Source organism: Aquabacter spiritensis, from assembly GCF_004346185.1.
Classification (GTDB): Bacteria; Pseudomonadota; Alphaproteobacteria; order Rhizobiales; family Xanthobacteraceae; genus Aquabacter; species Aquabacter spiritensis.
The window spans coordinates 34,988-58,453 of the sequence record NZ_SMAI01000020.1; the positions used below are offsets into that span (position 1 = coordinate 34,988).

General features: G+C 68.6%; 23 protein-coding genes. 16 read left to right on the forward strand and 7 right to left on the reverse strand.

Annotated elements, in window-relative coordinates:
- Positions 1-136 precede the first annotated feature (136 nt).
- On the forward strand, positions 137-2,344 hold the full coding sequence (locus EDC64_RS22075) for a ComEC/Rec2 family competence protein (RefSeq protein ID WP_165933859.1): 2,208 nt from the start codon (positions 137-139) through the stop codon (positions 2,342-2,344).
- Positions 2,345-2,385: 41 nt separating this feature from the next.
- Here the strand turns inward: EDC64_RS22075 and EDC64_RS22080 are convergent, their stop codons facing one another.
- The 5 genes from EDC64_RS22080 to EDC64_RS22100 form a co-directional block, all read right to left on the reverse strand.
- Positions 2,386-3,150 carry a proteasome-type protease gene (locus tag EDC64_RS22080; RefSeq protein ID WP_132035751.1) on the reverse strand — a complete coding sequence of 255 codons (765 nt, stop codon included), beginning with the start codon at positions 3,148-3,150 and terminating at the stop codon, positions 2,386-2,388.
- Between the two features lie 94 nt (positions 3,151-3,244).
- Positions 3,245-4,423: a GNAT family N-acetyltransferase gene (locus tag EDC64_RS22085; RefSeq protein ID WP_132035754.1), complete on the reverse strand. Its 1,179-nt coding sequence runs from the start codon at positions 4,421-4,423 to the stop codon at positions 3,245-3,247.
- 55 nt (positions 4,424-4,478) lie between these two features.
- Positions 4,479-5,507: a DUF4424 domain-containing protein gene (locus EDC64_RS22090; RefSeq protein WP_132035757.1), complete on the reverse strand. Its 1,029-nt coding sequence runs from the start codon at positions 5,505-5,507 to the stop codon at positions 4,479-4,481.
- Between the two features lie 43 nt (positions 5,508-5,550).
- Positions 5,551-6,294 (reverse strand): glycerophosphodiester phosphodiesterase family protein, encoded by a 744-nt coding sequence (locus EDC64_RS22095; protein ID WP_132035760.1) that lies wholly within the window; start codon positions 6,292-6,294, stop codon positions 5,551-5,553.
- Positions 6,295-6,308: 14 nt separating this feature from the next.
- A complete protein-coding gene (locus tag EDC64_RS22100) occupies positions 6,309-6,773 on the reverse strand; it encodes a RidA family protein (RefSeq protein WP_132035763.1) in 465 nt (154 codons plus the stop codon).
- 267 nt (positions 6,774-7,040) lie between these two features.
- Here EDC64_RS22100 and EDC64_RS22105 point away from each other — a divergent pair, with 267 nt between their 5' ends.
- The 4 genes from EDC64_RS22105 to EDC64_RS22120 all read left to right on the forward strand — a co-directional run bounded on the left by EDC64_RS22105 (position 7,041) and on the right by EDC64_RS22120 (position 10,670).
- Complete coding sequence (locus tag EDC64_RS22105) at positions 7,041-7,874, forward strand: cell envelope integrity EipB family protein (protein WP_132035766.1); 834 nt, start codon at positions 7,041-7,043, stop codon at positions 7,872-7,874.
- Positions 7,875-8,250: 376 nt separating this feature from the next.
- Positions 8,251-8,556 carry a hypothetical protein gene (locus tag EDC64_RS22110; protein WP_132035769.1) on the forward strand — a complete coding sequence of 102 codons (306 nt, stop codon included), beginning with the start codon at positions 8,251-8,253 and terminating at the stop codon, positions 8,554-8,556.
- A 138-nt stretch (positions 8,557-8,694) separates the two neighbouring features.
- Positions 8,695-8,988: an acylphosphatase gene (locus EDC64_RS22115; protein WP_132035772.1), complete on the forward strand. Its 294-nt coding sequence runs from the start codon at positions 8,695-8,697 to the stop codon at positions 8,986-8,988.
- 122 nt (positions 8,989-9,110) lie between these two features.
- A complete protein-coding gene (locus EDC64_RS22120; protein ID WP_132035775.1) occupies positions 9,111-10,670 on the forward strand; it encodes a glycosyltransferase family protein in 1,560 nt (519 codons plus the stop codon).
- A 181-nt stretch (positions 10,671-10,851) separates the two neighbouring features.
- Here EDC64_RS22120 and groL read toward each other — a convergent pair whose 3' ends face one another.
- Entirely contained in the window at positions 10,852-12,492 is a 1,641-nt protein-coding gene (groL, locus tag EDC64_RS22125) for a chaperonin GroEL (protein ID WP_132035778.1), read from the reverse strand.
- Between the two features lie 44 nt (positions 12,493-12,536).
- A complete protein-coding gene (gene groES / locus EDC64_RS22130; protein ID WP_132035781.1) occupies positions 12,537-12,851 on the reverse strand; it encodes a co-chaperone GroES in 315 nt (104 codons plus the stop codon).
- A gap of 299 nt (positions 12,852-13,150) precedes the next feature.
- Between groES and EDC64_RS22135 the strand changes: the two genes are divergently transcribed.
- The 11 genes from EDC64_RS22135 (at position 13,151) to EDC64_RS22185 (ending at position 23,309) form a co-directional block, all read left to right on the forward strand.
- Complete coding sequence (locus EDC64_RS22135) at positions 13,151-13,420, forward strand: usg protein (protein ID WP_132035784.1); 270 nt, start codon at positions 13,151-13,153, stop codon at positions 13,418-13,420.
- Positions 13,421-13,525: 105 nt separating this feature from the next.
- The gene (locus EDC64_RS22140; protein ID WP_132035787.1) at positions 13,526-14,128 is read left to right on the forward strand and encodes an exopolysaccharide biosynthesis protein; all 603 of its coding nucleotides are present in this window, start codon (positions 13,526-13,528) and stop codon (positions 14,126-14,128) included.
- 64 nt (positions 14,129-14,192) lie between these two features.
- Positions 14,193-14,921, forward strand: coding sequence for a carbonic anhydrase (locus EDC64_RS22145; RefSeq protein ID WP_132035790.1), 729 nt, complete (start codon positions 14,193-14,195; stop codon positions 14,919-14,921).
- An 83-nt stretch (positions 14,922-15,004) separates the two neighbouring features.
- On the forward strand, positions 15,005-16,078 hold the full coding sequence (gene queA / locus EDC64_RS22150) for a tRNA preQ1(34) S-adenosylmethionine ribosyltransferase-isomerase QueA (protein WP_132035792.1): 1,074 nt from the start codon (positions 15,005-15,007) through the stop codon (positions 16,076-16,078).
- Positions 16,075-17,208 carry a tRNA guanosine(34) transglycosylase Tgt gene (gene tgt / locus EDC64_RS22155; RefSeq protein WP_132035795.1) on the forward strand — a complete coding sequence of 378 codons (1,134 nt, stop codon included), beginning with the start codon at positions 16,075-16,077 and terminating at the stop codon, positions 17,206-17,208. The genes queA and tgt overlap by 4 nt, the downstream gene beginning before the upstream one ends.
- Positions 17,209-17,269: 61 nt before the next feature.
- Entirely contained in the window at positions 17,270-18,151 is an 882-nt protein-coding gene (gene folD, locus EDC64_RS22160; protein ID WP_207916162.1) for a bifunctional methylenetetrahydrofolate dehydrogenase/methenyltetrahydrofolate cyclohydrolase FolD, read from the forward strand.
- Positions 18,152-18,286: 135 nt separating this feature from the next.
- On the forward strand, positions 18,287-18,667 hold the full coding sequence (locus EDC64_RS22165) for a 4a-hydroxytetrahydrobiopterin dehydratase (RefSeq protein WP_132035801.1): 381 nt from the start codon (positions 18,287-18,289) through the stop codon (positions 18,665-18,667).
- On the forward strand, positions 18,660-19,964 hold the full coding sequence (locus EDC64_RS22170) for a molybdopterin-binding domain-containing protein (protein ID WP_132035804.1): 1,305 nt from the start codon (positions 18,660-18,662) through the stop codon (positions 19,962-19,964). Before EDC64_RS22165 ends, EDC64_RS22170 begins: the two co-directional genes overlap by 8 nt.
- Positions 19,961-21,610, forward strand: a complete 1,650-nt coding sequence (locus EDC64_RS22175; RefSeq protein WP_132035807.1) for a formylmethanofuran dehydrogenase subunit A — start codon at positions 19,961-19,963, stop codon at positions 21,608-21,610. The genes EDC64_RS22170 and EDC64_RS22175 overlap by 4 nt, the downstream gene beginning before the upstream one ends.
- The gene (fhcD, locus tag EDC64_RS22180; RefSeq protein ID WP_132035810.1) at positions 21,607-22,506 is read left to right on the forward strand and encodes a formylmethanofuran--tetrahydromethanopterin N-formyltransferase; all 900 of its coding nucleotides are present in this window, start codon (positions 21,607-21,609) and stop codon (positions 22,504-22,506) included. The genes EDC64_RS22175 and fhcD overlap by 4 nt, the downstream gene beginning before the upstream one ends.
- Positions 22,503-23,309 (forward strand): formylmethanofuran dehydrogenase subunit C, encoded by an 807-nt coding sequence (locus tag EDC64_RS22185; RefSeq protein WP_132035813.1) that lies wholly within the window; start codon positions 22,503-22,505, stop codon positions 23,307-23,309. The genes fhcD and EDC64_RS22185 overlap by 4 nt, the downstream gene beginning before the upstream one ends.
- The last annotated feature ends 157 nt before the right edge of the window (positions 23,310-23,466 follow it).

Here is a 23,466-nt window from a genome sequence, read left to right on the forward strand (position 1 = left end):
GCGCGGGAATGAAGGTGCGGCGCGAAAGGCGCGAAGGCCCATGGCGCGCGGGCGGCGCCCATGTAGCATAGGCGCGCGGGTTGGGGAACGCGCGGTGCAGCGCAGCGGGCAAAGCCGGTCGGCCGGGGGGCGGGCGGTGGCGGGGACCGTCTCCGGTTCCGCCGGCGCTGCCGCGCGTCCGAGGCCCCGCGGTCTCGCGGACCGGCTCGCCGCAGCCGCGGCGCGCCTCGCGCGCGATGCCGAGGCGGAAGCGGCCTCGGGCCGGCTCGGCCTCTGGCTGCCGGTCGTCTTCGCCGCCGGCATCCTCGCTTATTTCGGGGCCGCGCAGGAGCCCGTGCTGGTCGCCACGCTGGCGCTCGCAGCCCTGCTCTGGGGCGGTGCTGCGCTGGCGCGGGGGCATCGTATCGCGTTCGCGCTCCTGGCGGCTGCCGCCGCCTTCGCATCCGGCTTCGCCGTCGCGACCGTTCAGACCGCGCGCATTGCCCATCCGGTCATCGTGCCGCCGTCCGCCGCCGTGCGGCTGACCGGCTATGTCGAGCGGGTGGAACGCCGGCCGAACGCGGACCGCATCCTGTTGCGGGTGACGGCGGCCGAGGGGAGGGGCCTCGATCCGGTGCCCGATCTGGTGCGGCTGTCGCTGCGGCCGGGGACTGCGCCGCCGACCGGCACGCCGGTCGCGCAGCGCGCGCGGCTGCTGCCGCCGCTCGGTCCCGCGGCCCCGGGGGCGCACGATTTTGCGCGCGCGCCCTGGTTCGAAGGAATCGGTGCGATCGGCTACGGCCTCGGCAAGCCGGAGCCGGCGGCGATCGCGACCCCGCCGCCGCTGCGGGTGCGGTTCGCCGCCGGGATCGCACAGGTGCGCGCGGCGCTCGCGGCGCGCATCCGGGCGGCGGTCGGCGGGCCGCCGGGGGAAATCGCGGTGGCGCTGGTCACCGGGGACCGGGCGGGCATCCCGTCAGCGATCGAGGAAAGCATGCGGCTGTCCGGGCTCACTCATGTCCTCTCGATCTCGGGTCTGCACATGGCGATGGTCGCGGGAACGCTGTTCGCCTTGGTGCGGGGCCTGCTCGCCCTCGCGCCGCCGCTCGCCCTCGGCTTCCCGATCAAGTCCGCGGCAGCCGCCGCGGCGCTGGCGGGGGGCGCCTTTTATTTGCTGCTGTCGGGAAACGACGTCCCGGCGCAGCGCTCGTTTCTGATGACCGCCGTGGTGCTGCTCGGCGTCCTGGTCGGCCGTCCGGCGCTCAATCTGCGCACCGTCGCGGTCGCCGCGATCCTGGTCCTCGCGCTCGCACCGGTCTCGGTACTCGAGCCGGGGACGCAGATGTCGTTCGCCGCCACCCTCGCTCTGGTCGCCGCCTATGAGCGGGTCCAGCCCTTGCGCGGCCGGGCGCCGCCGGATCGGTTCGCGGGGCGCATTCTGTTCAAATGCGCGGTCTTCTTCGCCGGGCTGGCGCTGACCTCGCTGGTCGCCGGGCTCGCCACCGCGCCGTTCGGGGCTTTGCACTTCCAGCGGCTCGCGCCCTATGGCCTGCTCGCCAACCTCGCCGCGATGCCGGTCGTCTCGCTGATCGTCATGCCGTTCGGCCTCCTCGGCGTGCTGCTTCTGCCGTTCGGATGGGATGCGCCCGCCTTCGCCGCTATGGGCGCCGGGATCGAGGCGATGGTCGCCATTTCCGATCGGGTCGCGGGCCTGCCGGGATCGAACTTCCGCACCGATATCGTCAATCCGGCCTGCGCCGGTGCCGCGGCGCTCGCTTTGTGCGCCCTCTGCCTGTTGCGGGGATGGCTGGTCGCGCTCGCTCTGGTGCCGGCCGTCGCCGCGCTGGCCTTCGCCGGGGCGCCGCCGCGTGCCGATATTCTCATCGCCTCCGATGCGCGCACCGTCGCGGTGCGCGGCAGCGATGGATTCTTGGCCGTTGCGGGCGCGGGGGCGAACCGGATCGCCGTGGCGCAATGGCTCGCCCGGGAGGGGGATGCGCGGGCGGCCGATGCGCCCGATCTCGCCGTCGGCTTCGTCTGCGACCGGCTGGGTTGCGCCGCGCCCCTGCCGGGCGGCGGGCGGCTCGCTTTGTCGCGCCGCGTGGAGGGTCTCGAAGCCGATTGCCTGGAAGCCGACATCGTAGTGACACCGCGCCCGGCGCCGCTGCGCTGCCCGGCCCGCGTCTTTTCGCCCGACGCGCTCGCCCGGAGCGGCGCCGTCGCTCTGTTCCGGTCGGACGGCGGCTGGCGTGTCGTGCCCGCCCGGCCCGAGGGCGTGGCCCGCCCCTGGATGGCGCCGCGCCCCGACCGGCCGGCGGAACCGGCCGGCCGCGCCTCGGATCCAGCGCGCGATGCGGCGCAATAGGGCCTGGTCCGTCGGCGTGTCGGGCGCCGGATCCCGGCCGATCAGCCGTTCTTGCGTTCGACGGCGGTCTTCAGATAGGGCGGACGCGGGATCGCGGCATGGGCGGCACGCAGGGCCGCCGACCAGCGCTCGCGCAGATCGTGGAAATAGGGCTCGCCCGGCTCGATTCGATAGCGCAGCTCCGCCTCCAGCGCGTCCGGGCAGAGGACGAGGACGTCGATCGGCAGTCCGACCCCGAGGTTCGAGCGCATGGTCGAATCCATCGAGATCAGGCTCGATTTCAGCGCGTCCGAGATGTCCATGTCATAAGAGACGGCGCGATCCAGGACCGGCTTGCCATATTTGTGCTCGCCGATCTGGAGGAAGGGCGTGTCGGTGGTGCATTCGATGAAATTGCCGGCCGAATACACCATGAACAGGCGCAGCGGGCCGCCGGCAATCTGGCCGCCCAGCAGAAACGAGACGTCGAAATTCACATTGCTCTGTTCGAGCGCGCCGCCGTCGAAACTGTGGACCTGGCGGATCGCGCGGCCGACCAGCTGCGCGGCCTGGAACATGGTGCGCGAGTCGCGCAGCATCTGGCGCTCCCCCGCCTCGTGGTCCTCGACCCCCTCATGCAGGAGGCTGATCACGGATTGCGAGACCGAAAGATTTCCGGCCGAGGCGATGCCGATCACGTAATGACCGGGCTCCTCGAAGATGTGCAGCTTTCGGAACGTCGAGATGTTGTCGAGACCCGCATTGGTGCGCGTGTCCGCGATCATTACGAGGCCCGTCCGGACCAACACGCCGCAGCAGTATGTCATTGCCCTTCCTCGCCCACCGCGACTTATAGCGGGGCACGCGGTCCGGCCGCAACGTGGCTGTGCGTCCGGCGGCCACCTCTTTTGCCTGGCGCCCTCAGTCCTGCTCCTCGGGCGCGGCGCCGCGACGGAACGGCCCGAGCTCGGAGAGATCGGCCCCCGCCTGGCTCACATAGTCCCGCTCGCGCTTGAGATAGTGCGCGACGGCGCGGCGCAGATCGGCATCGGCGATCCAGTGCGCCGAATAGGTGAAGGTGGGCAGATAGCCGCGCGCGAGCTTGTGCTCGCCCTGCGCGCCGGCTTCCACCACCTTGAGCTTGCGGGCGATCGCGAAGTCCATGGCCTGGTGGTAGCAGACCTCGAAATGCAAAAAGGGGTGATGCTCCACCGCGCCCCAATAGCGGCCGTAGAGCGTTTCCTCGCCGATCAGATTGAGCGCGCCGGCGATGTAGCGGCCGCCGCGGCGCGCCATCACCAGCAGAACGCGGTCGGCCATCCGCTCGCCGAGCAGCGAAAAGAAGTGCCGGTTGAGATAGGGCCGGCCCCATTTGCGGGAGCCGGTATCCATATAGAAGGCGAAGAAGGCGTCCCAGGCGGCCTCGGTGATGGCGGGACCGGTCAGGTGTTCGATGGTGATGCCGGGGCTCAACGCCTCCCGGCGTTCGCGCCGGAGCGCCTTGCGCTTGCGGGAGGCGAGCGCCTCGAGGAAGTCCTCGTAGGTCGCGTATCCCTCGTTCCGCCAATGGAATTGCTGGTCGATGCGCTGCAGGAAGCCGAGCGCGCCGAGCCGGGCCCATTCCGGTTCGGTGGCGAAGGTGACATGCACCGAGGAGGCCTGATGACGCCGCGCCAGTTCGACGAGGCCGGCCGCCAGCATGTCCTGCCGCCGCGCTTCGTCCGGACCCGGACGCGCCATCAGGCGCTGTCCCGTCACCGGGGTGAAGGGCACGCTGACCTGGAGCTTGGGATAATAGCGTCCGCCGGCCCGTTCATACGCATCGGCCCAGCCTTGGTCGAAGACATATTCGCCGCGCGAATGGCTCTTGAGATAGGCCGGCACCACGCCCGCCGGCCCGCCGGCCGGCGCGTCGAGCACCAGATGCTGCGGCTGCCAGCCGGCCCGGGCGCCGACGCAGCCGGCATCTTCGAGGGTTTTGAGAAAGGCATGGGAGACGAACGGCTCCGGCGCGGCGGCCGTTCCGGCGGCACACGAATCCCAATCGCCGGCGGCGATGTCGGAGAGGCCGGCCAGGATACGAAGGTGCGCCTCGGTCATCGCGGCTATAATCGGCCCCGAGGCGTCGGCCCGGAAGGGCGGTGCAAGGTCGCACTCATTCGCGCGGCGCCGGCTTCAGGATCAGAATGTTGAGGTCGCGCTCGGGATAGAAGTCCGTGGCGTGCATCTGAAACGTGGTCGGCCCGATCTTCTTCACGCCGGACCCGCAGAAGCTAATGAGGTTCGCCGGCGCGCCCTTGTCGATGGTGAGGGTGAAGTCGGCGATCGGCCCGAACCAGTTCGACCCGGTCTTCAGCACATAATCGATGCGCGCCTCCGAGAAAGCGGGGCTCTCGCTGCCCTTGATCCGCGGTGCGCGGGCGACGGTGGCCTTGAAGGCGCTGTCGATGCAGAAGGTCTCGTCCATCCGCTTGAGCTCGCGCACCAGAAAGGGCTCTTTCGTCGGCATGCCGAGAAGCGTGCCGACGGAGACCCCGACGCTCGGGCGATACCGGTGCTCGACCACGAGATCGCGCCCCTTGGGAAAGGTCTGGGTCCAGAAATAGACCGTCTTCAAGGTCCAGTTGAGCGGCGCGAGGTGCCGCTCCATCCCCTTGCCGGCATCGTAATCGTCGCGCCGGACGAGACCGAGCTCGAAGAGTTGCTGCTGCTTGTCTGCGGGCAGCTTATCGAGCGCGTCGAGGGTGGCGCGCTGAATCGGGGCGAGCGGAATGTTCAACGCCTTCAGCAGCCCGGTCCGCTCGATGCCGAGCGCGAACACCCGTTGCTCGATCTGGGTCTCGACCGGCGCGCCGTCCACCTGGGTCTGGAAGTCGAGAAAATTCGCCGCGTCGGGATTGGGGATGGCGATTTCCTGCTCGCTATAGACGAGGTCGGGCATCGGAAAGGCGACGATGGTCCGGACATCCTCGGCGGAGGTGTTGCGGAACACGTAGCGCACCCGGATTTCCTTCTCGGAGACGAACAGATCCTCCGAGAGCATCGAGACCACATCGTTCTGCACGAACAGAAGCCCGCCCGTGCCGAGCGCGGCCGAGGTGTCGTTGGCGCGCGCGCCGGAGCCGAGGCTCAACGCGGCGGCAACGACCAGAGGCGCCCAGCCCAGCGTCCTGAGGAACCCCATTTTCTTCTCCACGCGCGATGCCCAAGGCGCCGACGATCGCCGCTCAGGGCTGAAACCCTTCAAAAATCATCTGATCCGCATAGGCCGAGGCCATCTCGCGCTCGGCGACGGTGCGCACGGTCCAGGCGAAAACCGGCATTCCGAGCGCGCGCAGCACGCGTGGGGGCAGCGCCGCGATATCGGCGACCCGGTAGGCGAGAAACTGGAAACGCGTGCGCGGCCAGTGCAGCAGATGCCGCAGGTCGCGGCGCGTGCCGGGCGCGAGATTGCGCCATTCGTTTTCGCCGAAATGGCGCGCCGAGACGATCCCCCGGACCCTGGCGGGGTCGAGCCGCCGCACCTCGGCGATCATTTCGGGATCGAACGACATCACGCCGATCGGACCGCGATAGGTGCCGAGAACCGCGACGACCCGCGCCGCGAGCCGGACATCACCCGAAAAGCGGCTCTTCAGTTCGATCAGAAGCGGCACCCGACCCTCGACGAGCGCCAGGGCCTCGCCGAGCGTCAGAATCGTGTCGGGCGTGTTGCGGAACGGGATGCGCTTCAACTGGGCCGCGGAAAAAGCCCGCGTCTCCCCGCTGCCGAGCGTCAGCCGGTCGAGGGTGTCGTCGTGAAACACCATCGCCTCGCCGTCGGCGCTCGGCTGCACGTCGATCTCGATGCCGTAGCCCCGTTGGGCGGCCGCCAGAATCGCCGTGCCGGTGTTTTCGACGATACCGCGGCCGGCATCGTGCAGGCCGCGATGCGCCACCGGCTGTCGGGTGAGATACCCAAGATCGCGCATCGCACCGGCCCGGATCAGGCGATTTCGACGACGGCCTCGACTTCGACGGCGGCGTTGAAGGGCAAGGCGGCGATGCCCACCGCCGAGCGGGCGTGGCGCCCCTTGTCGCCGAACACCTCGACGAACAGGTCGGAACAGCCGTTCACGACCGCCGGCTGGTCGGTGAAATCGGGCGCCGAATTGACGAAGCCGACGAGCTTCACGATCCGCACGACCGAGTCCAGGCTGCCGGTCGCGGCCTTGACCTGGGCGAGAATGTTGATGGCGCAGAGCCGCGCCGCCGCGCGGCCGGCATCGATGTCGAGCCCGGCGCCGAGCTTTCCGGTGCTCATGGCCCCCGCGCCGTCGACCGAGACCTGACCGGACACGTAGAGGAGATTGCCGGTCTTCACCACCGGGACATAGTTCGCGACCGGCGGCTTGGGAGAGGGCAGGGTGATCCCGAGTTCGGCGAGCTTCTGGTCGATCGACATGCGCATCTCCTGCAACGTGGTACGCTGGGCCGGACGGTATGGCGTGCGATCTTCGGCGCCTTGAAACCGCGCGAAGGGTCGCGCATTTCTCTAAAGCACGCGCCGACCAGATTGCAACGCAATCCGATCGGATAACGCGTCGCGTGTCAGAGGGGCGAGGCGAGTCGCGGGACGGTGGGATCAAACGCTCCCGGTTCGCGTTCCGGAGCGGCATGCGGTCCGGAGGTCCGCCGGGCAAGTGTGGTATCGCGTGACATTGGAAGGAGACCGGCCATGACGGCAATCCCGCGCCGCGCGGCGCCCGCCGCAGCTTTGCTCACCGCCCTCTTCGTGTCGGGCGGCACCGGGCTTGCCGCAGCCGAGACCTTGATGCCGCATCGCGCCGGCTATGTCCTCAGCCTCGATCCCTCCAAACCGTCGCAAAAGCTCGACGGCGCGGACGGCCGCATCGATTACGAGATCCGGGGCAATTCCTGCGAGGGCTATACCGTCGCGCTGCGCCAGTCGAACAGGCTCGACACCGGCGAGGGGCCGTCCGCCGAGAGCGACATGCTTTCGACCAGTTGGGAGGATGGCAAGGGCGAGGCGTACCGCTTCAAGACCGTCACCCGCGCCAATGGCCAGGTGAAGAGCGACGTCGACGCCATCGCCACCCGCAGCGACGGTGGCGTCACGGTCCAGATCACCAAGCCCCGCCGGGAATCGGTCGAGCTGAAGGGGCCGATCCTGATGCCGACCGAGCATGTGCGAAAAGTGCTCGCCGCCGCGGCCGCCGGGGAGAGCATTCTCCAGGCCCGGGTGTTCGACGGCTCGGAAACCGGGGAGAAGGTCTATGACACGCTCGCCGTGATCGGCCGGCCGGGCAAAGCGGCGGCGGACCTGCCGGAGGCGGCGCGGACCGCCTTGGCGGACGAGACCGTCTACCCCGTGACCGTCAGTTATTTCGACGGTGCGGGCGACCAGCAGACGCCAGTCTATGCGATGAGCCTTTCGCTCTATGCCAATGGCGTGATCGGCGGATTGAAGATCGACTACAACGATTTCGTCCTGCGCGGCGTGCTCGATCGCTTCGAGCCGCTGAAGCCGGACGCGACCTGCGCCAAGTGAGGGGGCTCCGGCCCTGAGGTTTGCAGGTGTCGCGACGTTCGGACGCGCCCCGTTGCCCGGTTCGCCGATCGCGTGCTCCCCCTTGCCGTGGGTGCGTTTTCCAAGCTCCGGCAAGGAGGTCGGATCCGGCAAACCGCCCCTTGCCGAGGTCGCTCTCATTCACGCCCGTAACGCAGCCTTTGCGGAGCTGGACCTCTCTGGCCGCGTGGAAAGACAGCGTGGTGCGGTCCAAGGCCCGACGGCCGTTCCGGGCAACCGCGCCGTGGCCTTCGGTGTCAGGATGCCGCCAAAACCGAACCGGGGGCGGAACGCAATCCGGCTTGAATCCGATTTAACGCGAGTTAGGATCGACTTTCCGAAACGCGGGGGACTTGTCATGGATTTTCAAGAGAAGCTTTCATTCGATCCAATCTTGCCTGGCGTGCGTCTCGCCAACTATGTCGAAGGCGACATTGAGCTGAAGGTTGTCAAATTCGATGCGGGAGCTGCCATTCCATTGCATCGAAACACCGCCAATGTACGCCACCTGGTGCTTCAAGGGGCGATTAAGTTTGGCGACGAAGTCTTCGAATCGCTTGGTGAATACCAATGCGGTGGGAAAGAATATAGCGGGATGACCCTGAGGGATACGATCGTGCTGGTCATCCAGCCGATTGGAACCACTTATCAGATTTCGGATTGAGATCGCCCGCCGCGCCGCCCGCCGCCCGCGCTGAAGGGCGCGCGGCGGCGGGCGAGAGCGTTTGCGACGCACGCATCCGACGGCGCGCCGGTTCGTCTCGATACGACCGGATGCCGGCGAATTGCGGGGAGTGCGACTGTGAAAGTGGTGCATCTGACGGTGAAGGGGCGGGTGCAGGGCGTCGGTTATCGGGCCTGGTGTGCCCGCGAAGCCGAAGCGCGGGGGCTCGCAGGATGGGTGCGCAACCGGCGGACCGGCGCGGTGGAGGCGGTGTTCGCGGGTTCGGCCCGCGACGTCGATGCCATGGCGCAGATGTGCCGCCAGGGCCCCCCGGGATCGCGGGTGGATGACATTGTGTGTCACGAGGCGTCGGAGACGGCTCTCGCCGCTTGCCGCGGAACACAGGGCTTTGTCGTTCTCGAGACACTGTAGCTGCCGAGAGATGGTGTAGCAGCGGCGCTACGCTGTTCAGGTTCCGCACCGAATGAGAGGTTCGGCGGTGGCGATCCCGTCGGCGGAGGGATATAGATTGCACCCAGCCTGCGGAGTGCGATGTGCCTGCGACCGTTCCGGCGGAGCGCAGCCTCCTCCGCCCCCCCGTCTTCTCGAAAGAGCGGTATTCTGAGCCGCTGCCGCCCGCGCCCTGGTGGGCGACGCCCACCGGCGTCACGCTGATCGTTGCAATCTGGGCGCTCATCCACGGCGCGATCGCGGTCCTGCTCGAAGGCGCGATCAATGTCGATGATTCGATCGAGAGCTTCTTCGTCCAATCTTTCGAGTTCAGCTACATCCCGCGCAACCCGCCGGTCTATGACTGGCTGCTTTACGCCATCCAGCAATTGACGGGGCCGGGGCCGCTCAGCTTCGCCATCTTGCGCTACGGGCTTCTCTTCGCCTGCGCGATGCTGGTCTACCGGGTGGCGCAGCACGCCATTGCCGATCCGCGTCTTCAAGCGCTGGCGGTGTTCTCGCTCTCGGCGCTGTGGGTGATCGGCTATCACAGCCACCGCATCCTCACCCATTCCAACGTGATGATCGTCGCCATCGCGGGCTTCATGCTGACCTTGATGGCGCTCGCCCGCGGGCCGCGGTCGGTGTGGCTCTATGCCGGCCTCGGCGCCTGGATCGTGGTCGGCGTGGTCGGAAAGTTCGGCTTCATCGCCTATTTCGCGGCGCTGTTCATCGCCAGCATGCTGGAGCCGACGTTCCGGCGCGTCTTCGCCGACGTCCGCATCCTGGTGACGCTGATCGTCGCGGCGGTGCCCGTCGCTGGCTATGTCCTGGGGCTCCATCTTCTTGAGCAGGACGTGGTCGCGGCAACGGCCGACGTGGTCGGCCCGAGCGCGCAGGTCAAATGGGTCAAGGTGCTCGACACCTTCCTCGGCGCCTGGGTCGGTTATCTCCTGCCCTTCCTCGCGCTGGTCGCGCTGGTCTTTCTGCCGTGGAATCGTGGCGAAGGCGCGCGCGAGGGGACGCCGGAACAGGCCGCGGTGCGCCATGTGCTGCGCTCGATGATCCTGATCGGGACGCTCGGCACGCTCGCCGCGGTGCTCGCGCTCGGCTCGACCAGCCTCCGGGACCGCTATTTCCACGTCTTCTTCCTGTTCGCCCCGGTCTATGTGTTCATGGAGGCCGAGCGGCTCGGCGGCTGGCAGGACCGGGTGAGGATCTATCTCGCCGTGCTCGCCGTGATGGCCATCGGCGTCATGGGGGTGCGGACGGCGATCACGCTCTGGCCGGATCCTCGGCTTTGCGGCCGCTGCATCGCCGCAGAGCCGCTGGGGGCGCTGCGACCGATCGTGCTCGAGCGTCTCGGCGGCGCGCCGACCCTCGTTGCGCCGGATCGCATGTCGGCCGGTCGGCTGCGGGCGGCGATCCCTGAGGCGCGCGTCGTGGTCACCAACGACCCTGCCTATCGCCCGCCGGCGCGCGCCGCCAGCGGCTGCGGCCAGATCACCGGCGTCGCCAATGGGTCTGGCGCCTTCGCGCCCGCACGCATGGAGGGCACGGCGATCGATTTGTGGGCGAAATGGTGGGCGCCACTGATGAAGCCGCGGCGCGAGAGCTTCTGGCAGATCACGCCGCTCCCGGCCGACAGCGAGATGTGCCGTTAAGGCAGGGTGGGGGGCGATCGCCGCATCGGTCGCGCCGCCGAAGCGACGCTTTCGAACAGAGAATCACGGACAAAAAAAGGGCGCGGCTGACGCCGCGCCCTGGGATTTCGGATATCGCCGCCGGCTCGGGTCGGCTTTTGCCGACCCGAAGGGTTCGAAAGCCCGGCGGCGGAAGTTCGGTTCAGAAGTCCATGCCGCCCATGCCGCCGCCGGGCATGGCCGGCGCGGCGGGCGCCGCCTTCTTCGGCAGTTCCGCGACCAAAGCCTCGGTGGTGATGAGCAGGCTCGACACGGAGGCGGCATCCTGCAGCGCCGTGCGGACCACCTTGGCGGGGTCGATGATGCCGGACTTCACCAGATCGACATAGGCACCACTCTGGGCGTCGTAGCCGAAGGCATAGTCGCTCGTCTCGAGGATCTTGCCGACCACCACCGAGCCGTCGTCGCCGGCATTCTGGGCGATCTGGCGCGCCGGGGCCTGGATCGCTTTGCGGACGATGTCGACGCCGGTCTTCTGATCCGCATTGCCGACCGCGATGCCCTCGAGCACCTTCACAGCCCGCAGAAGGGCCACGCCGCCGCCCGGCAGCACGCCTTCCTCGACCGCTGCACGGGTGGCGTGCAGCGCGTCGTCGACGCGGTCCTTCTTCTCCTTCACCTCGACCTCGGTCGCGCCGCCGACGCGGATCACCGCGACGCCACCGGCGAGCTTGGCGAGGCGCTCCTGGAGCTTCTCGCGGTCATAGTCCGAGGTGGTCTCCTCGATCTGAGCCTTGATCTGGGCGATGCGGGCATCGATCTCGGACTTTTCGCCGACGCCGTCGACGATGGTCGTGTTCTCCTTCTCGATCACGACCTTCTTGGCGCGGCCGAGCATGGAGAGGTTGACGTTTTCGAGCTTGATGCCGAGATCTTCCGAGATCGCCTGGCCGCCGGTCAGGATCGCGATGTCCTGCAGCATGGCCTTGCGCCGATCGCCGAAGCCTGGCGCCTTCACCGCCGCGACCTTCAGGCCGCCGCGCAGCTTGTTGACCACCAGGGTCGCCAGCGCCTCGCCCTCGACGTCCTCGGCGACGATCACCAGCGGCTTGGCCGACTGGACCACGGCTTCGAGCACCGGGAGCAGTTCCTGGAGGCCCGAGAGCTTCTTCTCGTGGATGAGGATGTAGGGATCCTCGAACTCCACGCGCATCTTTTCGGCATTGGTGACGAAATAGGGCGAGAGATAGCCGCGATCGAACTGCATGCCCTCGACCACGTCGAGTTCGGTCTCGAACGACTTGGCTTCCTCGACCGTGATCACGCCCTCATTGCCGACCTTCTTCATCGCCTCGGCGAGGAACTTGCCGACTTCGGCGTCGCCATTGGCGGAAATCGTGCCGACCTGGGCGATCTCGTCGTTGGAGGTGACCTTCTTGGCGTTGGCAGCGAGATCCCTCACGACCGCCTCGACCGCGAGGTCGATGCCGCGCTTGAGGTCCATCGGATTCATGCCGGCGGCCACCGCCTTGGCGCCTTCCTTGACGATCGCCTGGGCGAGCACGGTCGCGGTGGTCGTGCCGTCGCCGGCGAGATCGTTGGTCTTGGAGGCGACTTCACGCACCAATTGGGCGCCGAGATTCTCGAATTTGTCCTCGAGTTCGATCTCTTTCGCAACGGTCACGCCATCCTTGGTGATGCGGGGCGCGCCGAACGACTTCTCGATCACGACGTTCCGGCCCTTGGGACCGAGCGTGACCTTGACCGCATTGGCGAGGATGTCGACGCCGCGCAGCAGCTTTTCGCGCGCATCGCTGGAAAATTTCACGTCCTTGGCAGCCATGTGCCTGCTCCTTCAGCTTGGGACGAACAGCGGGGGAAGGGGGCTCACGCCGCCTTCTTGGCGGCAGAGGCGACCTCGATAATGCCGAGGATGTCGCTCTCCTTCATGATCAGCAGATCCTGTCCGTCGACCTTGACTTCGGTTCCGGACCATTTGCCGAACAGGACGCGGTCGCCGGCCTTCACATCCAAGGCGACGAGTTCGCCCTTCTCGTTGCGGGCTCCCGGGCCGACCGCCACAACCTCGCCCTCCTGGGGCTTTTCCTTGGCGGTGTCGGGAATGATGATGCCGCCGGCCGTCTTCTGCTCGGCTTCGATGCGCTTCACGACGACGCGGTCGTGCAGGGGACGGAAACCCATCGGGAAACCTCCGGTCTTTTGAATTTGCCTGTGTCGGCGCGCTGAAACGCGCGTCCGGCGGGCATCTAGGGCGGGCGGGAAGCGGCTTCAAGGGGGTGGAGAAAAAATTTTGGCACTCGTCACGTCCGAGTGCCAACAACTTCGGCCCGCTTGTCAGCAGTCCGGGTCGTTCGCTGCTAACGCCTTGTTTTTAAACCACGAAACCAACTTTTGATCTGGATCGTTGGCGAATATGAGCCGACACTCGATCGGCACCCGGATGCACCGGGCCCGGCAGCGGCGGCATGGAGGTTTGGAACATGGTTTCGGACGACTTCGTGAAACAGGTTTCCGGCTATGGCCTTGCGACGGCGCAAATATTCTACCATCTCCCCGATCATCCCTCGTTCATCCAAACATTCGTCTGGCAGAATTACGATCTGTTCCCAAAATTTCCGGAATTGACCAAGTTCCTGGAGTTTTGGCGGCGCGAACTGGACGGGAAGCTGCATTCCGTAACCGTGGCCCATCAGCAGCTCATCAAGCCTGCCGAACTTCGAACCGTGAACGGCGCATTCTTTCTGCACTGAGTGACGCTGAGGAAGTGTGGAGAGGCGACGGTGGCGGGGCGCCGGAAATGCCCTGACACCGCCGCTTTCTCGGTGCTAAGAGAGGGCGTTCCCCTTGAGGCGCCCGTGGACCATCGTACACCGCGAACATCTGAGCTTCTCGCCGCCGTTCTGTCCGCACAGGAGGGCGACAAGGTCGCCATCGGCGATCTCATCAATGCGCTGCGCAACCGCGCCTTCGGCATCACCTTCCTGCTTTTCGGCATTCCCAATTGCATTCCGATGCCGCCGGGGATTCCGGTCGTGTGCGGCATCGTACTCGGCTTGATCGGCCTGCAGATGGCGCTGGGCCGCCAGGAATTGTGGCTGCCCGAACGAATCAAGCGCCAGACCTTCTCGCGCAGCATGCTCGAGGCGATCGTCACCCGGTCTCGCCCGACCATCGAATGGTTCGAGCGCTGGTCGCGTCCGCGGCTGCCGCAGTTCGCCGGGCCCACCGCCCGCAGAATCGTCGGCGCCGTCGTGGTCTTGCTCGGCTTCATCCTGTTGCTGCCGATTCCGTTCCTCGGAAACCTGCCGCCGGGTTTCGCCGTGTGCATCTTCGGCCTCGGTCTGGTGGAACGCGACGGCGGTGTCATCCTCGCCGGCTTCTTCGCCACCGTCCTCGGCCTCCTGGTGACCGCCGCGATGAGCTGGGCGATCTGGCAGGGCGCGGTCGCGATCTTCTGACGTCATCCGCCCGCAGCAAAAACCTGCTGTCCTGCAGCCGTGTTCGGCAGGGCAGGGGACGAGCATGTGCGATTGCCGGCAGAACCGGGGACATGTCCTGTCCCGCCGCAGCCTCGTTCTGGGCGGGGCAACACTGCTCACCTTGACCTGCGGGGGCAGGCCGCTGCGCGCTCTGCCGCTACCAGCCGAGGCCCGGTCTGCACCCAACGACATCGGAGGCGACGAAGCGCTCGCGCGGCTGATGGCCGGCAATGCCCGTTATCAGGCCGACCTGCCGGGCCCGACCTGCCTCAGCGCCTGCCGCGCGGCCATCGCCACGCGGCAATATCCGATCGCCGCGATGGTCTGCTGTTCGGACAGCCGGGTGGCGCCCGAGCTGGTGTTCGACCAGGATGGCGGCCAGATCTTCGTCGTCCGTGTCGCCGGGAATATCGTCGACACGGACGGCATTGCGAGCCTCGAATATGCGGTGAGGGAATTGAACGTCCCGCTGCTTCTCGTGGTGGGTCATGCACGATGCGGTGCGGTCACGGCGGCGGTGAACGTGGTACGCGACAAGATCGAGGTGCCGGGGCACCTGACCAGCCTTGTCAATCAGATCCGGCCGGCGGTCGACGCCGCCGCGCCGCTCGGCGGCGACCTGCTCGCCAATGCGATCATCCTCAATGCCCGCACGTCGGCACGAAAGATCGCCGACTCGGCCCCCATCCTCGCTCCGGCGATTGCCGGGGGTCGCGTGAAGCTCGCGACGGCCATCTATGATCTAGCAAGCGGCGCCGTCACGCTGGTTTAACTGGCACGGGACGGGTTTGCCTCGCGGCAAATCCGAACTAGGAAGGCGCTCTCGCCGTAAAGATCGCGGCCCAAGTGGGTTTCATGCGCGTCGACGCCTTCGATTTCGAGCTAAATCCCGAGCTGATCGCGCTCCGGCCCGCCGAACCGCGTGCTGCCGCGCGCCTTCTGCTGGTGCGGCCCGGCGAAAGCCCGGAGCTGGAAGATGCCCGTGTCGGGGCGCTGCCGCGTGTGCTGCGCCCCGGCGACGCGGTGGTCGTCAACGACACCAAAGTCATCCCCGCGCGGCTCGACGGCACGAGATCGCGGGTGAACGGCGCGCGAGTCAGCGTCGAGGCCACGCTGGTGAAGCGCGTGTCGGAGGCGGTCTGGACCGCTCTCGCACGGCCCGGAAAGCGCCTCGCAGTCGGCGATCGCATCGTCTTTGCGCGCGGCGCGGCGCAGCTCGTGGCGGACATTGTGCACAAAGGCGAGGCCGGCGAGATCGACCTCGCTTTCGCCTGCGCAGGCCCCGCGCTCGATGCCGCGCTCGACCAAGTCGGCCATATGCCGCTGCCGCCTTATATCGCGGCGCGCCGGCCGGAAGATGCGCAGGACCGCACCGACTATCAGCCGGTCTTCGCGCGGATTGACGGCTCCGTGGCGGCGCCGACGGCCAGCCTGCATTTCACCCCGGCCCTGATGGACGAGATCCGCGCCGCCGGTGCCTCGTTCCACACCGTGACCCTGCATGTCGGACCCGGCACCTTCCTGCCGGTGAAGGTGGAGGACACGTCCGGCCACCGAATGCACGCCGAATGGGGCGAGGTCTCGGCCGAGACCGCCGCTGCGCTTAATGCGGCACGGGCACGAGGCGGGCGGATCCTCGCGGTCGGCTCCACCGCCACCCGCCTCGTCGAAGCCGCGGCCGCGGGCGGGACAATCTCCCCCTTTCGCGGCGAGACGGACATCTTCATAACGCCGGGCTATGCATTCCGGGCCGTCGACCTCATGATGACAAACTTCCATTTGCCGCGTTCCACGCTCGTCATGCTCGTCGCCGCCTTTGTCGGGCACGATGTGCAGAAGCGCGCTTACGCCCATGCCATCGCCGCCGGCTATCGCTTCTACTCCTATGGCGATGCCTGCCTGCTGCATCGGGCGGGGGGCGCGGCGTGACCGGCTTTTCTTTCGCCGTCGCGGCGACCGACGGCGCCGCACGCACCGGGGAAATCTCGACGCCGCGTGGAACCATCCGAACGCCCGCTTTCATGCCGGTCGGTACGGCCGCGACCGTGAAGGGGGTCTATTGCGACCAGGTCCGCGCGACCGGGGCCGATATTCTGCTCGGCAACACCTATCACCTCATGCTCAGGCCGGGCGCCGAGCGGGTCGCCGCGCTCGGCGGGCTCCACCGCTTCATGCAATGGGACCGGCCGATCCTCACCGATTCCGGCGGCTTCCAGGTCATGTCGCTGTCGCAGCTCCGCAAACTCGACCCCGACGGGGTGACGTTCCGCTCCCATGTCGACGGCGCGATGCACCGCCTGACCCCGGAACGGGCGATGGAGATCCAGGGGCTGCTCGGCGCCGACATCCAGATGCAGCTCGACGAATGCGTCGGCCTGCCCTGCACCGACGAAGACACCGCACGGGCGATGCGGCTCTCGCTCGCCTGGGCCGAGCGGTCCAAGCGGGCCTTCGAGCAGCAGCCGAAAGGCCGGGCGGTGTTCGGCATCGTCCAGGGCGGGGCGGTCGAGGCGCTGCGGATCGAATCCGCGCGCGCTCTCGTCGCCATGGATTTCCCCGGCTATTCGATCGGCGGTCTCGCGGTCGGCGAGCCGCAGGACATCATGCTGCGCATGATCGAGACCGTCGCGCCGGAACTGCCGGTCCACAAGCCGCGCTATCTGATGGGCGTGGGCACGCCGGACGATCTCCTCGAGGCGGTCGGGCGCGGGATCGACATGTTCGACTGCGTGATGCCGACGCGCTCGGGGCGCCACGCGCTCGCCTTCACCCGCTTCGGCAAGATCAACCTCAAGAATGCCCGCCACCAGGACGATCCCCGCCCGCTGGACGAGACCAGCGATTGTCCGGCGCTGCGGGATTATTCGCGCGCCTATCTCCACCATCTCATCCGCTGCGACGAGATGCTCGGCCCCATGCTGCTGTCCTGGGCCAATCTGCATTATTACCAGGACCTGATGCGCGGCGCCCGCGCCGCCATCGCCGAGGGCCGCTACGAAGACTTCAAGGCGGCCGCGAAGGCGGGTTGGGCCCGCGGCGACCTTCCGCCGCTCGGCTGACCGGGCCCGGTGCCGTTTCCCTTCCCGTGGAACCCGCATAAGACTGGCGATCCGGAGAGCGATGGGGGCGGACGTGGTGGAGACGAGGCTGATCGACGGGAAAGCCATCGCGGCCGAGTTGCGTGCCGGCATCGGCCGCGATGTGGCGGGGCTCGCGGCGCAGGGCCTCAAGCCGGGCCTGGCGGTCGTGCTGGTCGGCGAGGATCCTGCGAGCCAGGTCTATGTGCGCAACAAAGCGGCGCAGACGCTGGAGGCCGGAATGGCCTCGTTCGAGCACAAGCTCCCCGCGACGACTGCGGAGGCCGAGCTTCTCGCGCTGGTCGCGGCGCTGAATGCCGATCCCGCGGTCCATGGCATCCTGGTGCAGCTTCCGCTGCCCGGCGCGATCGATGCGACGAAGGTGCTGGCCGCCATCGACCCGGCCAAGGACGTCGACGGCTTCCACGTGATGAATGCCGGGCGGCTGGCGGTCGGCCTCGAAGCGCTGGTGCCGTGCACGCCGCTTGGGTGCATCCTTCTCCTGAAGCGCGTGCTGGGCTCGCTGGCCGGGATGAAGGCCGTGGTCGTGGGGCGGTCCAACATTGTCGGCAAGCCGGCGGCGCAATTGCTGCTGCGCGAGGATTGCACCGTCACCATCGCCCATTCGCGCACCCGCGACCTGGCGGGTGAATGCCGCATGGCGGACATTCTGATCGCCGCCGTCGGCCGCCCCGAAATGGTCCGGGGCGACTGGATCAAGCCGGGCGCGACCGTGATCGATGTCGGCATCAACCGCGTCGCGAAGCCGGACGGCAAGACCCGGCTAGTCGGCGACGTCGCCTTCGCCGAGGCGCAGGGCATTGCCGGCCACATCACCCCGGTCCCCGGCGGCGTCGGCCCCATGACGATTGCGTGCCTGCTCCAGAACACGCTCACCGCCGCGCGCCGGCAGGCCAGATTGTGAGGGCTTGCGCCCCCCGGAGGGCATGGTAGCTGTAGCGGGATGGACGCCGGACCCGGTCCACCGGCGCCTGGCAACGACAAGCGGGCAAATGCCGCGGCGTCTCGATCGGCTCACCCTTCCGCAGGAGCGGCGCCCATGCCCGTCGACCGCAAGGCCGTTTTTGCCGACGCCGCGATCATGGCGCGGCTCGACGCCGAGCTGCCGCATTGGCGTTACGAGGACGGCTGGATCCGCCGCACCTACCGCACCAACAGCTGGAAGGGCACGCTGATGGTGATCAATGCGGTCGGCCATCTCGCCGAGGCCGCCTGGCACCATCCCGACCTCACGGCCTCCTACGCCTTCGTCGAGGTGCGTCTGCGCTCGCATGACGTGAAGGGCATCACGGTGCGGGACTTCGCCCTCGCGCGAAAGATCGAGGAGGTCGTCCAATGGCAGCCGGGGAGAGAGCCGGAGGCGGACCTTTCGGGCACGCCGCAAGGCGACCTGCGTTTCGCTTATGTGAAATATGACTGAACCCGCCGCCATCGACGACACGACCGAGGGCGCGGCCGGCGCGGCGACGCGGCGCCTGACGGATCTCGCCTGCGGCTTCTGCGGGCTGGGCTGCGACGATCTGGAGGTCGCGGTCACCGGCCGGGCCGTGCGCCCGCGCACCGCCTGTCCCGAGGCCGCGGTCCTGCTGCGCCGGGGTCCGGGGCCGCCGCCCGGCCCGCGTGTCGAGGGGCGGGAGGTGCCGCTCGCGCAGGCGGTTTCCGCCGCCGCCCGCCACCTCGCGGCGAGCCGCGCGGCGGTGTTTTCCGGACTGGGGACCGATGTGGATGGGCTGCGGGGGCTCGCCGATCTCGCCGTCCGCTTCGGCGCGAGCCTCGACCATGCGGGCTCGGAGGGGCTGTTCCGCAATCTCGACACGCTGCAGCGCACGGGCTGGATCGCCGCCACGCTCGCCGAGCTGCGCACCCGCTGCGATGTCCTCGTCGTGATCGGCGCCGATCCCAGGCGGGCGTATGGGCGCTTCTTCGAGCGCGCCGTGCCGCCGGAGGCGCTGTTCACCGACGACCGGACCATGGTGTTTCTCGGCTCGGGCCCGGAGGCGGCGACGCGCGACCAGCTCGCCGGGCACCGCCTCATCGAGGTGCCCGTGGTGCCCGGCTTTCTCGGCGAGGCGCTGGCGGGGCTGGAGGCGTTTCTGCGCGGACGCGGCGCGGCCGAATTCGCCGGCGCCCTCGACGGCGCGCTCGGGGCGGATCTCGCGGAACTGGCGGAGCTTCTGCGTGCCGCCCGCTATGCCGTCTTCGTCTGGGACGCCGCCGATCTCCCCGCCCCTCAGGCCGAGGAGGTCGTGCACCGGGCGGCGGCCATCGTCGCTCAGCTCAATCGTGCAGGGCGGGCCGCCGTCTTTCCGCTGGGCGGGCGTGACAATGTGGTGGGCGCCAATCAGGTCATGCTCTGGCGCTTCGGCCATCCGCTGCGCACGCTCGTCGACGGACGCGCGTCGCGCCATGCGCCCGATTTATATGCCACCGCCGTCGCCCTCAGGGACGCCGACCTGCTGCTCCACGCCGACAGCTTCCGGCCGCGACCGCCGCCGGCCTTTTCCGCAGGGCCGGTGATCGCACTCGCCCATCCCGCGACCGAATTCGCCCGCGAGCCGGAGGTGTTCATCCCCGTCGGCACGCCCGGCGTCGACCATGCCGGCACGGTGTTCCGCATGGACGGGATCGTCTGCCTGCCGCTGGAAAAGCTGCGCGACGCGGGCCTGCCGCGTCTCGCCGACGTCGCGGCGGCGATCCGTGCAGAGGACGGGGCATGAGGGTCCGGGTCACCAATGGCCGAGTCTTCGATCCAGCTTCGGGCTGGGTCGACGCCGCGCGCGACGTCCTGATCGCGGACGGCCGCATCGTCGCGGACGATCTCCCGCAGCCCGGCGAGACCGTCTATGACGCGGCGGGCGGGGTGGTCATGGCCGGCGGCATCGATCTGCACAGCCACATTGCGGGCGGCAAGGTCAATCTCGGCCGGCTGCTGATGAGCGAGGACCGGCGCGCCCATCCCGAGCCGTTCGGCGATTTCTGCGGCTGCGGCGGCGGGCGCGCGCTGCCGACCGCCCATGCCACCGGCTGCCTCTATTCGCAGATGGGCTATACCGCCGTGTTCGAGCCGGCCATGCTCGGCGCCAATGCCCGGCACGCCCATCTCGAAATGGCCGACATTCCGAACATCGACACCGGCGGCTATCTGGTGCTCGGCAATGACGACGCCTTCCTCCAGCTCCTGGCCCAGGGGGAGGGGCAGGACGCGCTCAATGATTATGTCGCCTGGATGATCAAGGCGACCCAGAGCTGCGCCGTGAAGCTGGTCAATCCCGGCGGCATCTCGGCGTTCAAGTTCAACGGGCGAAGCCTCGATCTGGATGAAGAGGGGCCCTATTACGGCCTGACGCCGCGCCGCATCCTCGGCGCGCTCCAGCAGGCCGTGACCGAGCTGGGCCTGCCCCATCCGATCCACCTGCACGGCTGCAATCTCGGCGTGCCGGGCAATATCGACACCACGCTCGCGACCATCGCGGCGGCGGAGGGCTTCGCGCTCCATCTCGCCCATGTCCAGTTCCACGCCTACGGGCAAGAGGGCGACCGGCGCTTCTCCTCGGGCGCGGCCGCGCTCGCCGCCGCGGTGAACGCGCACCCCCATGTCTCCGTCGATGTCGGGCAGGTGATGTTCGGGCAGACCGTCACCGCCTCTGCCGATCTGATGGCGCAATACCGAAATCACCGCCATGCCAGCCCCGGCAAATGGGCCGGCATGGACATCGAATGCGACGCCGCTTGCGGCGTCGTGCCGTTCCGCTATCGCGACACGTCCTTCGTCCATGGTCTGCAATGGGCGATCGGTCTCGAACTGTTCCTGCTGATCGACGATCCCTGGCGGGTCTTCCTCACCACCGACCATCCCAACGGCGCGCCCTTCACGACCTATCCGCATCTGATCCGGCTGCTGATGGACAAGCCGTTCCGCGACGCGCACCTCGCGCGGCTCGGCCCGGCCGTGCGCGCCCATACCGGGCTCGGGGAGATCCGGCGGGAATACACCCTCGAAGAGATCGCGATCGTGACGCGCGCCGCGCCCGCGCGGGCGCTCGGTCTCGCGGATCGCGGCCATCTCGCGCCGGGCGGGGTCGGCGACCTCGTTGTCTATGCCGAGGACAGCGATCGCGAGGCGATGTTCGCCGCGCCCCGCCTCGTCCTGAAGAACGGGCGGGAGGTGGTGCGCGACGGCGCGATCGTCGCGCTCCAGGCGGGATCGACCTTTGCCGCCGCCCCGCCGTGCGACCCGCAGATGGACGCCCGCATGGCGCGCTGGTTCGACGAGGCCATCGGCCTGAAGGCGAAGCATTTCCGCATCGCCGACCACGAGATCCGCGGCGGCCGCGGCCCGATCCGGCTGGAGTGCCGGCCGTGAACCTCAACGGCGTCGAAATCCGCGACAGCTTCGCCGAGGCGTTTCCCATGGCGGCGACCCGGCTGGTCATCACCGCCGACACGCCGTCTTGGGCCGAGACCGCCGCCCGAAGCATGACCGGGTTCGCCACCTCGGTCGTCGGCTGCGGCTGCGAGGCCGCGATCGAGCGGACGATCCCCGGCGAAGAGACGCCGGACGGGCGGCCGGGCATCGCCGTCCTGGTCTTCGCCATGTCGCTGAAGGCGCTGCGCAAGGTGGTGCCGGCGCGGGTCGGGCAATGCGTGCTGACCGCGCCGAGCACGGCCTGTTATTCCGGCCTCGACGGCGGGCCAAACGTGCCGATCGGCAAGGCGCTGCGCTTCTTCGGCGACGGCCACCAGATCGCGAAATCGCTCGGCGGCGGCAGGATCTGGCGGATCCCGGTCATGGACGGCGAATTCGTCTGCGACCACGCCGCGGGGTCGATCGAAACGGCGGTGGGCGGCGGCAATTTCCTCATCCTGGCCCGTTCCCGTACGGCAGCGCTTCTGGCCGCCGAGGGCGCGGTGGCGGCGATGGCGGGGGTCGCCAACACGATCCTGCCGTTCCCCGGCGGGGTGGTGCGCTCCGGTTCCAAGATCGGCGCCAAATATCCCGGCCTCGTGGCTTCGACGAACGATGCCTATTGCCCAACTTTGCGGGCTCATGGTCGGACGGCGCTGCCGCCGGACGCGGGCAGCGTGCTGGAGATCGTCATCGACGGGCTTTCGGCCGCGGACGTCGCCGCCAGTATGCGGGTCGGCATCCATGCGGTCTGCGCGATCGGCGAGGCGGGCGGGATCCTTGCCGTGGATGCCGGCAATTATGGCGGCCGGCTCGGGCCGTTCCATTTCAAGCTGCGGGAGCTGATGGCGTGACCGGCTGGCGCCTCGAATTGCGCGCGCCTCTGGCGGCGCGGGCGGACCTCTCGGGGATCGTCCCGGCGCGCCTCGCCGGGCTTGGGCCGGCGGAGATCGGACGCCTCGATGTGCCGCTCGGGACCCGGCGGGTGGCGCTCGGCGAACTGTTCTCCGTCCGCTCGATCGCGTCTCCCGTGATCGAACTGACCGGCGATCCGCGGCTGGACGGAGTGGGGGCCGGTCTCGACGAGGGGACGATCCTGGTCGAAGGGACCGTCGGGGCGCATGCGGGATCCGGCATGACGGGCGGCCGCCTCGCGATCGCGGGAGATGCGGGGGAGGGCCTTGCGCGCGGCATGCGCGCTGGACGCGTCACCCTCTCGGGCGATGCCGGACCCCGTGTCGGCGGGGCTTTGCCCGGAGCGAAGGCGGGAATGCGGGGCGGGGTGGTTGCGATTGCGGGCGATGCCGGACCCCGGGCCGGCGAGCGGCTGCGCGGCGGACTGATCCTGGTCGGTGGCGCGGCGGGCGCGGATGCCGCCGCCGGCATGATCGCGGGAACCCTGGCGGTGCGCGGTGGCCTCGCCGGCGAGGCCGGCGTCGGCATGCGCCGGGGCAGCCTGATCCTCGCCCAGGAGCCGCGCGTGCTCGCCACCGGTTTCGGCGATACCGGCGAGCACGATCTGATTGCGCTCCTGGTTCTCGCGCGGCGGGTGCCGGAACTGACGGAGCTCTTCGGCGGCCCGCTCACCGGCCGCGCGCGCCGCCATGTCGGCGACCGTCTGGTCGGTGGAGAGGGCGAGATCCTCGTCTTGTGCTGACGGCACGCCGGGCCTGTGGCGTTTCGTTCATCCTCACGCATTATCCTCGGCACTCCGGATCCGCCGCCGCGCCGCTAAGCGAATTCACTTTCAAGCGCGGCGTTCGCGATCTAGAAAGCCTGTTCGCCGCGCGGGAGGAGAAAGCGCGGCCTCCTGG

What these genes read in the sequence shown, in the direction of transcription:
- EDC64_RS22080 (WP_132035751.1), bottom strand. Translation starts at nt 3,150, where the DNA reads ATGACATACTGCTGCGGCGTGTTGGTCCGGACGGGCCTCGTAATGATC.
- EDC64_RS22085 (WP_132035754.1), bottom strand. Translation starts at nt 4,423, where the DNA reads ATGACCGAGGCGCACCTTCGTATCCTGGCCGGCCTCTCCGACATCGCC.
- EDC64_RS22090 (WP_132035757.1), bottom strand. Translation starts at nt 5,507, where the DNA reads ATGGGGTTCCTCAGGACGCTGGGCTGGGCGCCTCTGGTCGTTGCCGCC.
- EDC64_RS22095 (WP_132035760.1), bottom strand. Translation starts at nt 6,294, where the DNA reads ATGCGCGATCTTGGGTATCTCACCCGACAGCCGGTGGCGCATCGCGGC.
- EDC64_RS22100 (WP_132035763.1), bottom strand. Translation starts at nt 6,773, where the DNA reads ATGCGCATGTCGATCGACCAGAAGCTCGCCGAACTCGGGATCACCCTG.
- EDC64_RS22105 (WP_132035766.1), top strand. Translation starts at nt 7,041, where the DNA reads ATGACGGCAATCCCGCGCCGCGCGGCGCCCGCCGCAGCTTTGCTCACC.
- EDC64_RS22110 (WP_132035769.1), top strand. Translation starts at nt 8,251, where the DNA reads ATGGATTTTCAAGAGAAGCTTTCATTCGATCCAATCTTGCCTGGCGTG.
- groL (WP_132035778.1), bottom strand. Translation starts at nt 12,492, where the DNA reads ATGGCTGCCAAGGACGTGAAATTTTCCAGCGATGCGCGCGAAAAGCTG.
- groES (WP_132035781.1), bottom strand. Translation starts at nt 12,851, where the DNA reads ATGGGTTTCCGTCCCCTGCACGACCGCGTCGTCGTGAAGCGCATCGAA.
- EDC64_RS22135 (WP_132035784.1), top strand. Translation starts at nt 13,151, where the DNA reads ATGGTTTCGGACGACTTCGTGAAACAGGTTTCCGGCTATGGCCTTGCG.
- EDC64_RS22145 (WP_132035790.1), top strand. Translation starts at nt 14,193, where the DNA reads ATGTGCGATTGCCGGCAGAACCGGGGACATGTCCTGTCCCGCCGCAGC.
- queA (WP_132035792.1), top strand. Translation starts at nt 15,005, where the DNA reads ATGCGCGTCGACGCCTTCGATTTCGAGCTAAATCCCGAGCTGATCGCG.
- folD (WP_207916162.1), top strand. Translation starts at nt 17,270, where the DNA reads ATGGGGGCGGACGTGGTGGAGACGAGGCTGATCGACGGGAAAGCCATC.
- EDC64_RS22165 (WP_132035801.1), top strand. Translation starts at nt 18,287, where the DNA reads ATGCCCGTCGACCGCAAGGCCGTTTTTGCCGACGCCGCGATCATGGCG.
- EDC64_RS22170 (WP_132035804.1), top strand. Translation starts at nt 18,660, where the DNA reads ATGACTGAACCCGCCGCCATCGACGACACGACCGAGGGCGCGGCCGGC.
- EDC64_RS22175 (WP_132035807.1), top strand. Translation starts at nt 19,961, where the DNA reads ATGAGGGTCCGGGTCACCAATGGCCGAGTCTTCGATCCAGCTTCGGGC.